General features: G+C 57.7%; 8 protein-coding genes. 6 read left to right on the top strand and 2 right to left on the bottom strand.

From position 1 onward, the window contains the following. The first annotated feature begins 1 nt into the window (after window position 1). From WDC82_RS04995 to WDC82_RS04970, 6 genes are all read left to right on the top strand, one after another. A complete protein-coding gene (locus tag WDC82_RS04995) occupies window positions 2-1,180 on the top strand; it encodes a DUF6361 family protein (protein WP_340116156.1) in 1,179 nt (392 codons plus the stop codon). Then, on the top strand, window positions 1,170-3,026 hold the full coding sequence (locus tag WDC82_RS04990) for a phospholipase D family protein (protein ID WP_340116155.1): 1,857 nt from the start codon (window positions 1,170-1,172) through the stop codon (window positions 3,024-3,026). The genes WDC82_RS04995 and WDC82_RS04990 overlap by 11 nt, the downstream gene beginning before the upstream one ends. Further along, a complete protein-coding gene (locus WDC82_RS04985) occupies window positions 3,016-6,177 on the top strand; it encodes a helicase C-terminal domain-containing protein (protein ID WP_340116154.1) in 3,162 nt (1,053 codons plus the stop codon). The genes WDC82_RS04990 and WDC82_RS04985 overlap by 11 nt, the downstream gene beginning before the upstream one ends. A 91-nt stretch (window positions 6,178-6,268) precedes the next feature. Further along, a complete protein-coding gene (locus tag WDC82_RS04980; protein WP_340116153.1) occupies window positions 6,269-8,950 on the top strand; it encodes an ATP-binding domain-containing protein in 2,682 nt (893 codons plus the stop codon). Window positions 8,951-9,355: 405 nt separating this feature from the next. Then, on the top strand, window positions 9,356-9,937 hold the full coding sequence (locus WDC82_RS04975) for a DUF429 domain-containing protein (protein WP_340116152.1): 582 nt from the start codon (window positions 9,356-9,358) through the stop codon (window positions 9,935-9,937). Window positions 9,938-9,954: 17 nt separating this feature from the next. Next, entirely contained in the window at window positions 9,955-10,821 is an 867-nt protein-coding gene (locus WDC82_RS04970) for an FRG domain-containing protein (RefSeq protein ID WP_340116151.1), read from the top strand. A 373-nt stretch (window positions 10,822-11,194) separates the two neighbouring features. On the opposite strand, the gene WDC82_RS04965 is transcribed toward WDC82_RS04970, so the two are convergent. After that, window positions 11,195-13,957, bottom strand: coding sequence for an SNF2-related protein (locus WDC82_RS04965; protein ID WP_340116150.1), 2,763 nt, complete (start codon window positions 13,955-13,957; stop codon window positions 11,195-11,197). A 9-nt stretch (window positions 13,958-13,966) separates the two neighbouring features. Beyond that, the gene (locus WDC82_RS04960) at window positions 13,967-14,467 is read right to left on the bottom strand and encodes a hypothetical protein (RefSeq protein WP_340116149.1); all 501 of its coding nucleotides are present in this window, start codon (window positions 14,465-14,467) and stop codon (window positions 13,967-13,969) included.

Genomic DNA, 14,467 nt, shown 5'->3' with positions numbered 1-14,467 from the left:
GGTGTCCACTCTGGCCTGGATTGACTTCGACGAGGCCGAGCGCCAGCGAGCGCAGCGTATCATGGCGCTGTTTCAGGAACGGGACAGCCGCGACGAGTTGGGTTTGGGCGCGATCCGCGATTCCATCTCGGACCACCTCTTCCCTGGTACCAGCACCATCCAGACCCGGCTGCGATACATGCTGTTCGTCCCCTGGATCTTCCGTTCTTTGGAAGGCCGTGACGGATCGGAAATAGAGCTTGCGGCCCAGGCGCGGGCGATGGAGGTGCAGCTCACGGAGGCTCTCAAGGCCGGGGGGGAAACCAACGGCGTCTTCGGTCGGGATGCCGGAGCCAAGCTGCAGCGCCTGCCAAGCTCCGTCTACTGGGCCGGCCTTGGCGCCTGGGGGATTCGTCATTTTGAGGGCTCGATCGATAGCTATTTTGCCTCGCTGCCGGGGCTGAAGCGGCGTCGCCTGTTATTGGACAAGGAGGCCAAGGCAGATGGGCAGCGGGAAGACGGGTTCTGGCATCCGACACTGCCCGAAATGCCAATAAACCTGCTGGAAAGCACTGTCTTCAAACTGAGTCCAGATGAAGCTCAGTTCATCGTTGATCGTTTGGTGGTCAGTCACGGGCAGTCGCTCCTAACTGTGCTTGCAAGAAGCCGGATGAAAGCGGAGTGCGACTACATTTGGACCCACCCAAATCTCGCAGATTTTCCGGCAGCCGCCCGCCGGCTCGTCGGGCATGCTGAGATTTTCTCGGACGTCATGCATGGCGCTGCACTGCTCTACAACCTGGCGCTCAGCGAGCTCCGCGAGAACGAGGAATGGATCGAACATTACCAGGGGTGGATGCAAGAGTGGGCCGCAGAGCTCGATGGTTCAGCCATAGAACACTGGTCTCTGGAGGACTTCTGGGACGCTGTGGCTCATCCCAGTCATACCATCCAGCCATTGGCGAGGCGTTTCGTCGCGGAATGGCGGGATCTCGCTCTGTCCGGCGCCAGCGAGCTTCAGAATTCAACACGGGCGCGTGATCTGGTCCGAGCGCGCGAGCGCCGTCTAAAGACGACCCAGTCCCGCTATGTCAATCGCGCAGTGCTTGATCGCTGGAGCGGGGCCTCAGGGACCATGCCGTTCTCTTACCGCTGGGATGTGGTCCAGTCGCATCTCAAGGATCTCGCTGATGCCGAGTAACTGGAGCCTGGACCCGGAGCACCGCGCCCTCTACGGCGCCAGTCTCCAGCCACCGCCCGGCTACACCTTCGACGGGGCGGTTGCGACCACCTACTCGCTCGACTTGGCTACCGCACTGGCCGTGCCGGTAAGCCTTGCGCTCTACGCCGCGGAGAATCGGGAAGACATCTTAACCCACCCCCTGGCGCTGCTGGAGGGCGCCGAGCGGATTGCCGGCCGTCTCCTGATCTTCACGGATGCGGGCCACATCCAGGCCGATGCCGGCGCACACGGGCGGCTTTGCACGCTACTGGAGGACGTGATCGTTGAGGTCACGGCGCCGGGAGGAGGGGCGTTCCATCCGAAGATGTGGGCATTGCGCTACAAGCCTATTCGCTCGGAAGACCCAATGCGAGTGCGCCTCCTGGTCTTGTCGCGCAACCTGACGCGCGATCGCTCCTGGGATATCTCATTGATTTTGGATGGCATCGTCACGAAAAGCCGGCGGGCTATGAACCGGCCGCTCGTAGACTTCGTCAGCAGACTGCCGGAGCTGGCTGTCGCAGGACTGCCCCAGGAGAGCCGTACCCTCGCCGAAGGATTGGCAGAGGATCTGCGGCGGGCCGATTGGACTCTGCCCGAGCCTTTCGAGAGCATTGCCTTCGCAGTGAATGGCCTCGGCGGTAAGCTTTGGCGCCCAGAGCCTTGCGCGCGGCTTGGGGTTATTTCCCCTTTCTGCGATGACGCTACCCTGTCAATGCTGTCGGATCTCCCCGCAAAGGAGAAAGCGCAGCTGATTGGTCGCGCTGACGAACTCGCTGCTCTCCATCAAGACACGCTCGACCGTTTCGATCGTGTGGCGGTTTTGGACGACGTTGCGGCTACCGAAGATGGAGAGGAGGCCGACTCTACCGCGCTTCAGGGTCTTCACGCCAAAGCCTTCATTGCCGAAAACGGGTGGAGCACAACCCTCACCATCGGATCCGGCAACGCTACGCGGCCCGCCCTCACTTCCGGGCACAATGTGGAAATCTTTGCCAGCCTAACCGGAAAACGTTCAAAGTTGGGTGGGGTGGAAGAGATTTTTGGGGACGAAGGCTTTGGGCGGCTGACTCGTCCCTACATTCCAGGCGAGTTGGCGGCTACTGACGCCGATCGTCTGGCCGCTGAGTGGCGACTTGAGGGGACACGAAGACTTCTTTGCGGAAGCGGTCTCAAGCTCCGATGTGAGCGAACCGACTCGCAGGATGTGGACGGCGTTCTTTGGCGCCTCTGGCTGGTAGCAACGGAGTCAATCGCACTAAATGATGTAGCCGCGTTGTGGGCCTGGCTAATCACGCGAGGCGAGGGGCACCGTCGAGATGTGCTGATGGCTCTTCGCTCGGGCCAAGCGGTCGATCTTGGGACAATGCCGCTTGCGGATCTCACGCGCTTTCTCGCCTTTCAACTAGTGGACGGCGACAGCGAGACAGAGTTGCTTTTCAGCACACGCCTGGAGATCGACGGCCTCCCAGCCGAAAGGCATGCCGCCATACTACGGCGTGTGATCGCCAACAAAGAGCAATTCTTCCGCTATTTGCGTCTGCTGCTCAGCGACCTCGGCGATCCCTTTGCCGCGGCGCTCGCCGCCCAGTCCGGGGTTGGCAATGGCAGCTGGCGACGCAGCGTCGACGACGAGCCGCTGCTCGAAGAGATGGTGCACGCTTTCTGCCGCGGCGGTGATCAGCTGCGGGCCATTGAGCGACTTATCACGAGGCTGGAGGCGGCTGAGGAGCAAGCGTCGGACCCAGTTCCCCCGGAGTTTCGTGCTCTTTGGGAGTCCTTCCGGGCGGCGCTCCGGGCGCGGGAGCACACCCATGAAGGTTGAACGCTTCTCTGCCAAAGAGGCCCTAGAGCCGCTCAAGGCATTCCAGCAGCGAACCGTGGATTACGTCTTTCGCCGACTTTACGCCGATGATGATCATGTGCGGCAGTTCCTGGTGGCGGACGAGGTTGGCCTCGGCAAGACCATGGTGGCCCGCGGCGTGATCGCCAAGACGATCGAGCACCTTTGGGATACGACGAGGCGGATTGACGTCCTTTACATCTGCTCCAACCAGGCGATCGCGGCGCAGAACCTCAACCGGTTGAATGTCCTCGGGCGCGACCAGCTCGCGCTTCCGACCCGAATGACCCTCATTCCATTGCAGCTGCGTGGCGAAAATGGGCTGGAGGCTAACAAGGTCAATTTCATCAGTCTCACGCCCGGCACCACGTTCGATCTCCGCTCCTCCACCGGGGTGACTCGCGAACGCGCCCTCTTGCTGCGGCTTCTCGAAGATTCTGTCTCGCTTCCGCGCGGCCTCCACAACTTGCTCCAGGCAACCGCCGGCATCGAAGGATGGAACCGCGTAGCCAGTGATATGGATCTTGCAGGGATCGACAAGAGGATTATTGAGCGCTTTCGATCTGCGGTACGCGCAGATCAAGAGCTATTTCAAGAACTCGAGCGCGTCTGCGATATGTTTCCACGTCGGCGAGAGTATTACCCACCGGAAATGACGCAGCCTCGGAACGCCCTCATCGGGCGACTGCGCGCTAAGCTCTCGCGCGCTTGCGTTCATGCGCTGGAGCCCGATCTGATCATCATGGACGAGTTTCAGCGCTTCCGGGAGCTTCTACATGGCGACAGCGACGCTGCAGTCCTCGCCCGGGAGCTTTTTGATTACGTTGACGACGAGGGCGGCGCAGCCCGAACACTGCTCCTGTCGGCGACACCATATCGAATGTTGACGCTCGCCGGCGATGAGGCCGAGGAGGGAGACCACTATCAAGATTTCCTCGAGACACTAGCCTTCCTTTATGGGCGCGAGCGGGGGCGCCAAATTGCCGCCGATTTGGAGCGCGAGATGCGCAGGTTTCGCAGCCTGTTGCTCGCGCTGCCTGGCAGTCATGACGATGCTGTGCGATCGCGTGGCGCTATAGAGGAGAAACTGCGCCGGGTAGTGGCACGGACGGAAAGGGTCTCTAGCACTGCTAAAAGGGACTCCATGGTCGGAGAACCGCCTATGGATGTCCGAGTTGAATCGGGCGATTTAGCGCAGGCAGCTGCCGTATCCGACGTCGCCCGGGCGCTCGATGCCCCTGAGATTGTCGAATACTGGAAGTCCGCACCTTACCTGCTGAACTTCATGCGGCACTACAGCCTGAAGCGACTTTTAGAGCAGCAGCTAACCACGCCTCCGGCACGCCTACGGGAGGCGATCTTGGCAGCCAGGTCAGCAATGCTTGATCGCGAAGCTGTTGACCGATACGAACCGCTGGACCCGGCTAACGGTCGCATGCGCGCTCTCATGGACGACATCTTTGGTCAGGGCCTAGAGAAAAATCTCTGGATTCCGCCCTCGATGCCTTATTACGGGGGGGAGAGGTCCGCCCCGCCTCCGACAAAGGCCCTGGTTTTCTCTTCCTGGTCGATGGTGCCGGACGCCATCTCTGCCATTCTCTCCTATGACGCCGAGCGACGAATGGGGGTCGGCGAGTCGGGGCGCCGCTACTTCGAGAAGCATCGGTTGAGGCCGCTGCAGTTCCGGAACGACCAGGGCCGGCTGACTGGGCTACGGGCGCTTCTTCTTATCTATCCGTCTCCGAAGTTGGCGGAGATCGGCGATCCCCTCTCAATCTTCGCCACGCGAGACGGCACCTTGTCTTACGAAGCCGTCCGCACTGATGTCGCGGAGCGGCTGCGGGCAGTGTTAAACCCTCTCCGGGTGACGAAGGATGGCGATGACGCAAAGGGGCCGCCGGAGTGGGCGGCGCCAGCGCTACTCGACCAAATGCTGGGGGCTAGCACTGCCAGCTGGCTTGAGGCGGCGGACGGAATGTCTGCACTCGCCAGCGAAGATGCGTTTCACCAGCACATATCGGAGCTGGTGAAGCTTACTGCCGAAGACAGTGCCGGAATCCTGCCTGCCGGCCAAGTCGACCTCCTTGTTGATGTTGCTCTTGGCAGTCCTGCCGTTTGCGCACTTCGTGCGCTGCACCGCATAGCTCCAAGTCTTGCGTGGGACGATGAGAATCTTCTCAGCGCTGCGGCCGAAATTGCTTGGGCTTTTCGCACGTTGTTCAACCAGCACGACGCCATCGCGCTACTTCGGCAGGAGGGGGAGGAACGCTACTGGCACCGTGTGCTCACCTATGGCGCCGAGCACAATCTCCAGGCCGTTCTGGATGAGTACGCGCATTATCTGGTGGACGCGGAGGGATTGGTAGGTGCGCCACCTGAGAAGCGAGTAGCCGGCGTTAAAGACGCGATGGTAACGGCGCTGTCCGTTCGCCCCTCACAGATTGACGTTGATGACCTGGTGCTTGATAGAGACAAGCTTTCGATCGGTCGATTTCAAATGCGTGGTCGCTTTGCGATGCGCCTTTCTGACTATAGCGATGAAGAGGGAAATGTCGCTCGCCTAGGAACCGTTCGGGAGGCTTTCAACTCGCCGTTCCGACCCTTTGTTCTTGCCACCACGTCGGTCGGTCAGGAGGGCCTGGATTTCCATCCCTATTGCTACCGCATCTATCACTGGAACCTGCCCTCGAACCCTGTCGACCTTGAACAGCGAGAAGGTAGGGTGCACCGGTTCAAGGGGCATGCCGTCCGGCTGAACCTGGCGGAGCGGCAGCGCGACGTTGTTCGTGGTCGAGATTCGGTGCCTCACGACCCCTGGGCACACATGTTCGAGCAGGCGCGCACGGAAGCAGCCGCTGATACCGACCTCATTCCCTATTGGATCTATGAGGGTTCAGTGAAGGTCGAGCGACGCGTACCCATGCTGCCATTCAGTCGGGAAATCACAAGGCTGGCCTGGCTCAAGCGCAGCTTGACCATCTATCGACTCGCCTTTGGACAACCGCGACAGGATGACCTGGTTGAGTACCTCCAGACGTGCTTCAAGCAAAATCTGGGTGAAGAAAAACTGGATGACTTGCAAATCCGGTTAGAACCTACAGTCAAGGAACGGAGCGATAGCACGCACACCTAGGTGCTGGGATATGTGGGTTTTCATGATCGCCGCGAGTGGAGCCCACAAAGCTCAAAAATGATCAGTGAGAGGCATGTGCAGGGGGCAAGGCATGACAAGTGAGCAAGACCCAGAGAAGCTTCTTCTTTTTGTTGCCGATGAAAGCTTGACCAAATTCGAAGAAGTGGCCGAGGCGGCAAGGGCTAGCCTAGCAAGAAGTACTCCGGAAAGTGGCGCCTCCTCATTTGCTACCATAAATACTGCAACGTACGACAAGGCTGTCAGAAACCTTGGGCAGATCACTCATGCGGTCAGAGAAGGGTATGGCGTTCTGATACGCGAACCAGCGATTGCACGTGTCGTAGTGATCGATGAAGAGGGGGCAAAGGCAACTTATTTCTTCTGTCGAGCGACCCCGATCTCACTTCCGGATAAGAGCGTAAAATTTGCGAGCTATCGGTCACCTGTAGGACGTTTGGCAGAATTGAGGGTCGGCCAAGAACTTGAGATACCAAGAGCCGGCAAGACTGTATTTGTTAGGGTGATCGAGAACGCTCGATTCCAACCAATTCTATCGGGTCACACATGGGACTCTCGCAACTCTATTCTCGATGGTGAAGAGTACGGACCGCTAACCGTCGAGTCCCTGCGGGCTCTCTTCAAGAAAGATGAAGAGAATGATGGGACGGCGCTCGATAGGCTCCTGAGAGAAGAGGAGTCGGCCGCCAACATACGTGATGGAGTGCGGCGTGCCGTCATATCGAGGATGGACTTGCGTAACCAGCCGGTCCTCGACGAATACCAGGGCGAGATCTTTCGCATGCCCTTGGATAGTCGCCTTTTGATTTTAGGGGCGCCCGGTACGGGAAAAACCACAACGTTGATTCACCGTCTCGGTCAGAAACTCGATCTAGAGCATTTGGGGGAGGACGAGCGGCGTGCAGTAAGCAGAACTCCAGATGTCGACCATGCAAACAGCTGGATCATGTTTGCCCCAACAGAGCTGCTCAGACTCTATGTGAAAGAGGCGTTCAATCTCGAAGGCATCCCCGCGCCGGACGATCGTATCCACACCTGGACAGAGTTTCGTGAAGGTCTGGCACGCAACGACTTCCGAATACTGAGATCGGCAGTGAGTAGAAGTGCAATGACTATGAAGGAGGGCGTGCAAACCCTAGCATCTGGATTTGAGTTCGAGCAGGTCTCTTGGTTTACAGATTTCGATGGGTGGCAGAAGGCGGCCTTTCTGGAAGAATTGCGTGCTGCAGCTAAGACGTTAAGCGGAAATGCGTCGCCGAAGGTAGCGAAGCGCGGCAAAGAGATCGCCACTATTATCGAGACTTCCAGCCCGACCCTGAGACCAACAGCGTTTGATTCCCTTGCAGCTGTAGGCAAAGAGATAACTTCTCTAGTGAGTGAAATGAAAGCAGTCACCGATGAGAAGATTCGTGGAGCATTGAATCTTCAGGTCAACCGAAGCAAAAGCTTCCTAGATGAGCTAGCTTCGTTCGTCGTGAGCTTGGACGATTTGCCAGAGGATGACACCGAACAGGACGGCGATGAAGACGAAGAGGCAAGTCAACCGCGCGTGGGGCGTGCGGCCGCGGTCGTGGCTTACATGCGTGCCGTCCGTGCCGCAGCACGGGCGCGGGCTCGGAGAAGAAGCCTTCCCAAAAGCGGACCAACGGGGCGTCTCATTGAATGGTTGGGCGAAAGAGCATTGGGTGATCAGGAACTCCTAGAAGTGGGCGAGAGCTTGGTTGTGCAATCTGCGCTCAGAGTATTCGTAAACCCAGTGCGCCGATACATTGACGGGGTCCCAGCGCGGTACCGCCGATTCCGGCGCCTTCGCCAGAGCGAGGATCGCTGGTATAGAAGCGATGGCTTTAGCCCCACGGATGTGCATCCACTGGAGGTCGATGCGATCTTGCTCGCGATGATGCGCGGAACTGATGAGCTCATAGTTGGCGCGCGCAATCTCACCACTTTGGGAACGCCGGCTCACGCCACGTTGGAAAGGATGGCACAACTCTACCGGACGCAGGTTCTAGTAGATGAGGCGACCGACTTCTCGCCAATTCAGTTGGCATGTATGGCGACTCTAGCGCGGCCGGGTATGCGATCTTTCTTCGCATGCGGCGACTTTAATCAGCGCATCACAAGCTGGGGTACGCGATCCGAAGACGAAGTGCGGTGGGCGGCTCCGGACATTGGCATCAGGACGGTCACCATTGCCTATCGGCAGAGCGGCCAGCTTTACAATCTTGCACGGCAGATCGCCGCTTTGTCTGGTGAAAGTGAAGCCGATGCGGAGTTGCCGGATTTTGCAGAGAACGAGGGTGTTCCACCGGTTCTAGTGAAGGGCCTTGCGGATAAACATGAAATCGCAAAGTGGCTAGCCAGCCGCATTAATGAGATCGAGCGATTTGTCGGTGAGCTGCCGTCTATTGCCGTCCTGGTCGAGAGCGAAGAAGAGGTTCGTCCTCTCGCGGCTCTTCTCGCCGATGCACTCGCTCATAACAACATCAGCGTCGAGGCTTGTTTGGAAGGTAAGGTGCGAGGCCGGGATAGCGCTGTACGCGTTTTCGACGTCCAACACATCAAAGGATTGGAGTTCGAGGCCGTCTTCTACGTAGGTATCGATCGCCTGGCGAAGGCTCGTCCCGATCTATTCGATAAATACTTGTATGTTGGTGCGACACGTGCTGCTACCTACCTTGGCCTGACATGTGAGCGGAACCTACCACCTAGCATGGGAAGCCTGGAGCCGCTCTTCAGACAGGATTGGGCATAATCCGTCAAGGATCCGACGAAAAACAACTTGCCCACCCTGACCTCCGATACCGCCTTTTCTGAGCCCATGCTACGGATGATTAACTGTATTGCTGCCTGCGAAAGGGTGAAGGCGGCGCAAGCCTCTTCAGGCCTCCCAGGAGACCTTGGTCGCCAAGCTTCGATTGCGCTCTTCGCAAACGAACCCCGCCAAACAAAACTTAGGAGCTTGCCTATGACAGCTTTGCAGTTTGAATTGGTTCGGCCAAACGAATTCCTTTCGGCAGTGTTGGCGAGATGGAGCTAGCGAAAATATCGAAAACCTCAATTCAGTGGGGGTAACCGCGCGCCATCGCGTTGACGAGCCGCACTGAGCAGCTCTGCCGAGGAGAGTAGAAATGACTCTGCAGAACAAGGTTATCACTCGATGAGCACGGCATGGCTGGGCGCTGACCCGGGCGGTCTGGGAGCCTTCGGTGTAGCGCTGTTGCATGAAGATGGTGCCATAGAAACAGCTTGCCTATCCTGTGCCCAAGAAGCCTTGGATTGGTTGGAGGTGCATCCGGCTGCAGTAGGTATCGATGCTCCAATGTGGTGGTCGCGAGGCAGATCAGGAGACCGCCTTGCAGACCAATGGCTGAGGCGAACATACAGCATTCACAGCGGTACAGTGCAGGCAGCAAATTCTCTGCGAGAAGCGGCCATTGTGCAGGCGGCGGTCTTTGCTGAGGGCCTTCGCAAGAGGTATCCGGCCCTTCCAATAACTGAAGCACATCCGAAAGCTCTGCTGCAGGCCCTTATGTCCTCAGAGCAGAAGTTCTTTAATCTCTACCAAATCAACGACGCAAACTTGGCACAACATGAGCGCGATGCAATTATCTCGGCCGTTGCGGCGCGTGAAGGATTCTCTGGCCGATGGCCCCGGGACTTGGTGCTCGATCGATTGCCGGAAGAACAAGATCCCGAAAGCTATTGGTTGGCGCCAATGCATTGCTTTTGGCCAGAGTAAGGCAAGGAGGAGCAGCGTTGAGTGATCAAACTCTGGAAAAGCTATATATTGATGGCTGTAGTCGTCAAGTTGACGAAACAACTGGCACTCGTGTGTTTCATGTCACTACACCGCACGCTCTAACGCAGGCTTCCGGATATCTGAAGTATGTGCGCGGCATTCAGCAGGAGGCGGTATTCTTTCGTGGCCAACGTCGATTGTACAAGGGACTTGCGCCAGCATTGTTTCGAGGAGTATCAAATCCCAAAACACAGTCCGACAGAATAGGAGCAATAAATACCTGCTGTCGGTTGATTGCTAAAGCCAACCCCATATTTGACAAGGTTCCGCCAGCGGCACATGAGCCGCTGATGCAGCACTATGGGCTCAATACCAGTTGGATTGACCTAGTCGACAACGTTTGGGTTGCACTCTGGTTTGCCTGTCATAGAGCTTTGGTGAGTGGCACCCATGACCGATTTCTGCATTTCGAGCGTCGGAACCCCGCCGATGAGTCAGTTCCATTCGCCTTTATCCTACTCGTCGCCGCCGACACTGTTCCAAGTGACCCTTTCATTCCGGGATTGTGGAGAGGAAGCCGAACGGAGCTGGTAGATCTCCGGGTGGCTGCACCCTCTTTGTTCCTCAGGCCCCACGCACAACACGGTGTGCTGTTTCGAATGCGAGCGAAAGGAGACATGAGGCCTCTCGACTATAACGCGCAGACGGCAGATATTATTCGGATCGATTTGCGAAACGCATTGGCGTGGCTAGGAGATGGGGACATGCTCAACACACACGCCATCTTCCCTCCTCCCTTTTATGATCACGGTTACGGATTTCTCCTAGACACTCCGGTGCAAGCAAATGAGATAGTCGGCTGCATTCAACATGTGGGCACTTAGGAGCTGCAACTTGTGTGCATAGTCAATTAGAAGGCGATCCGGGACAATGTGACAGCATCAGGTTCGTTCTCAACGACCGATTTTTAAATGAGAGAATGTAGTGCCCGTTCGCCATACCTGATTGCTTGTTCTAGGTAGACGGCGTCCAGAAATTGGTCCCTTTCTGGAATCTCTTCGTAGAGCAGACAGGGAATGCCGAGCGCGCTTCCAGAAACGCAGAAAACTCACTATTGAAGATAGCAATCTTGAATGGCGAGATGATGAGCAGTTCTTAGACTTGGTGCTATGCTGGTCGGATCGCGCGCGTTCCTGAAATCAAGTGGGAGCCTATCCAATTGCAACTCTCATATACCTATCTCTGGCATATTCTCTGTCAAACTATCTCAACATATCCGATCAGCTCGGCCGAGTAGCTGCCGTCTCCATTGGCGGCACCCTTGTGCTTCAGCTCGCGTTGCAATGTGGGCTCTACGGCCGTCGTGAAAAGAGTTAGACGTTCTTCCTCAGTCAGCTTTGGCAAGGCCGGTTTGGCCTGCAGGTAGTGGTTCGCTTGCCTCTCGACGGCAGGAACGCGAATGCCATCCGTACCGACTGCAATGGTTTGAAGGGCAACGCGCCGCTCTCCGCTTCCCGCCGACACTTCTACAAACCAGAACGACAGGAGTATTGTTCCGTTGCCTTCCCCCCGCGCCACAGCTCCTAGACCTTCGGGTGGCAGGCTTCGCCATCTCCCGAGTTCATCCTGTACCAGAGGGTGATCAAGGCCCATCAGGTCGATGTTATCTGTGGAGGTCGCGGTGTCTCGGTCCAGTGTGAACCGCTTCCTTCTTTCGGTTTCCTCACTGATCATCTCGTAGGTTTCGTCATCCATCTTGTGGAGGCGCTGATTGTGTTCGCTTAGGGCGGCCGCGAGGAAGTTCACCAGCCTCGCCATGCTCGACGAAATGTCGGAGAATGGTTTGTAATCGTCGAGACTGAATCCATCCAAGTCCTGAAACAGGTCAAAGACAACCTCTCGCGCTTCCCGCGCATTGGACAATGCCGCCTCCAACTCGACGGCCGTCCGCTTCAGTTCAGGATCGGATAGTGCTTCCTGATAGAGTCGGTCATAGTTCAGCCGCTCTGAAAGCTGCCCGAGAATCTGGGAGCGGAGGTCTTCGGCAATGTTCCCTTGGTCATCGACCTTGCCCAGCGTTCTGGCGATCTCAGTCAGCTTGTCGTCGAGAAGGAGAAAGATACGGCCCTCAATGGTGTCAGAAAGCACCAAATTGTAGACCTGCGCCGTATGCGCTTGCCCATACCGATGGATGCGTCCGATGCGCTGTTCCATGTCCATCGGATTCCAAGGCAAGTCGAAATTGAACAGGACGCGCGAGAACTGGAGGTTTATGCCTTCCCGGCCCGCGGCGGTGCAGACGAGCACGCGCGGCCCGTCCTTCATCTTGAAGCGCCGTTCGGCAGCGACCTTAGCCCCGTGGTCTCCGCCCCGAAGTACGACGACGCCCTGACCCGGATAGACTTCTTCGATTTCTCTGGCCAGCAATTCAACGGTTCCGAGATAGGTCGCGAATATCACGATCTTCTCGTTCGGATTCTGCCGCCATAGCGTGCCAAGCCCATCGAGCAGTTTCTGCGCCTTGGTCTCCCGTTGTTCGGGGGACATGGAGAGCAGCTCCGCGATGCGCAGGCGTTCCTCCGGCAGATGAAGATCCACGGCAGCAGATGCAGCGTCTTCCATGTGCGAAGAGGCAAATTCGCTGCCGTAGGGATCCGACGCCATTTCGAGCGCCTCCTCGTCCAGCTTCTTTGCAAGCCGGTACTTGAGGTCAGCCATAACGCGATCGACTTCTGTTCGACCAATCGGGTCTCTGCCGAGATTCCATTCGGCGTGGATCAGCTCCCGAGCTTCATCGTACAACCGCTCTCGCCCCTCGATGTCTAGCTCCCGGTCGCGAAGAAGCGCCTCGTGCAGGGTGAGCATGAGCATCCGCCTCCTTAGTGTCCGACACACCGCGGCGAAGCTCGATGCGGCGATCTTTTGGAAGATCGCCATCAAGAAGCCGAGGGCACGACCCTGGTTGCCCTGTCGCTTGGCGAGATCGAAACCATCTTCGAGATATTCCCGCAGTTTCTCATAAAACCGCCGTTCACTGTCGTTCATCAGGAATGACTCGGTATGGACCCAGCGGCGGGCAAACAACGGTTCTCCGTCAGGCCGGCAGGCATCTGCCTTAGTGCGGCGGAACATGACGGTGTTCAACCGGTGCCGGTTCTCGATCATCTCCTCTGGGCTGCCGAAAAGGGTGGGGTTGAGTAGCTGAACCAGCATCCAGAACTGGAAGTGGTTGCCCTGATGCGGAGTTGCGGAGAGCAGGATCAGGTCGCGCGTGTGCTCCTTCAGCGCTTCGCCGAGCTTGTAGTTTTCTGTTTTACGAACCTTTCCGCCGACACGGTACGCGGTGAGGTGATGGGCTTCATCGAACACCACCAAGTCCCACCGGGGTGCTTCGAGCAGACGTTTGATGCGGGCCGGACGTTTGAGCGTGTCGATGCTGGCAATCAGTCGGTCATGCTTGGCGAAGGCGTTTGTCTTACGGTCGGTGATGTCTCCTTCGGAACCGAATACCTCGAAATCAAGGTTGAAGACGTCATTCAGCTCCCGGTGCCAGTTGTTGACCAACCCGGCCGGAACAACCATCAGCGCCCGGTCCAGTTCGCCCCGGCTGGCGAGTTCCCGGAGGATCAACGCGGTTTCAATCGTCTTGCCGAGGCCCACCTCGTCCGCGATCAGGAAACGGCGGGGCGATGCCGTTGCAATGCGATGCGTCAATACGACCTGGTGGGGCAGGAGGTCAATACGTGCAGAGGTGAGCGCCGATGCGCTTTCCATAACTGGCAGTGCATGGGCTTCGTAAGAAAGCCAGACATTGCGGAGCCGCTCGGGCGTTCCTTCGACGGAACGCAAGATGCGCTCGGTTCGCGACAGCTCTCGCTGGATATTGGCCAACGGTACCCGACGCTCGCCGACACTGAAGAACGCGCGCAGATAACCATCGCGCGGCGTATCCAGTACAACACCGGCACCGAACTCCGGGTGTGTGATCCGTTCGCCTGGGGTAAAGGAAATGCTCTCCATCTGGTTGCCTCAGGTAATTCGCAGATGGAACAGACCGACCGGCTTGCCCCCCTCGGACATGATAATTTCTTGCGGGTACTCGCGAGCCTCGCCCCATAGGATGCGGCCAAACTCGATATTCTCGTTCGAATGCGGAGCGGCGCAGCGCCAGCGAATGGCATCGGTCGCCATGTCGGTATGGATGCGCCGTTCACTCTTCGGTAGCCAAAAGATCAGCGCTGCTTCACCTGAATAGGCGTCCTGGAAAGAGAGGATGGCCGATTTTAATTCGCTTCCTAGCCAGTTGTCGGCGTCGGAGGGGGTTAGGAGGTCGAGGCAGGCATCTAGGCCGGCCACGATCAACGTGTTTCCTCCATTGCTCGGCAGGTCGTCGGGCCAATCTTTTGCTGCGCGCATCAATTGGCGTAGGCTGAAGACCTCCGACGGTTTGGTGACGGCGGCAAGTGCCTCGTCGTCCCAAATCCAGCTAATGCCGCGCCGCTGCCAAACACTATCGAGCAACTGCTTCAT

The sequence above is a fragment of the Pelagibius sp. 7325 genome (assembly GCF_037652055.1).
Lineage (GTDB): Bacteria > Pseudomonadota > Alphaproteobacteria > Kiloniellales > Kiloniellaceae > Pelagibius.
This window is presented reverse-complemented; position numbering and strand designations above follow the sequence as displayed.

Coding starts and splice junctions, on each gene's coding strand:
- WDC82_RS04990 (WP_340116155.1), top strand. CDS start 1,170: ATGCCGAGTAACTGGAGCCTGGACCCGGAGCACCGCGCCCTCTACGGC.
- WDC82_RS04965 (WP_340116150.1), bottom strand. CDS start 13,957: ATGGAGAGCATTTCCTTTACCCCAGGCGAACGGATCACACACCCGGAG.
- WDC82_RS04980 (WP_340116153.1), top strand. CDS start 6,269: ATGACAAGTGAGCAAGACCCAGAGAAGCTTCTTCTTTTTGTTGCCGAT.
- WDC82_RS04975 (WP_340116152.1), top strand. CDS start 9,356: ATGAGCACGGCATGGCTGGGCGCTGACCCGGGCGGTCTGGGAGCCTTC.
- WDC82_RS04960 (WP_340116149.1), bottom strand. CDS start 14,467: ATGAAGCAGTTGCTCGATAGTGTTTGGCAGCGGCGCGGCATTAGCTGG.
- WDC82_RS04985 (WP_340116154.1), top strand. CDS start 3,016: ATGAAGGTTGAACGCTTCTCTGCCAAAGAGGCCCTAGAGCCGCTCAAG.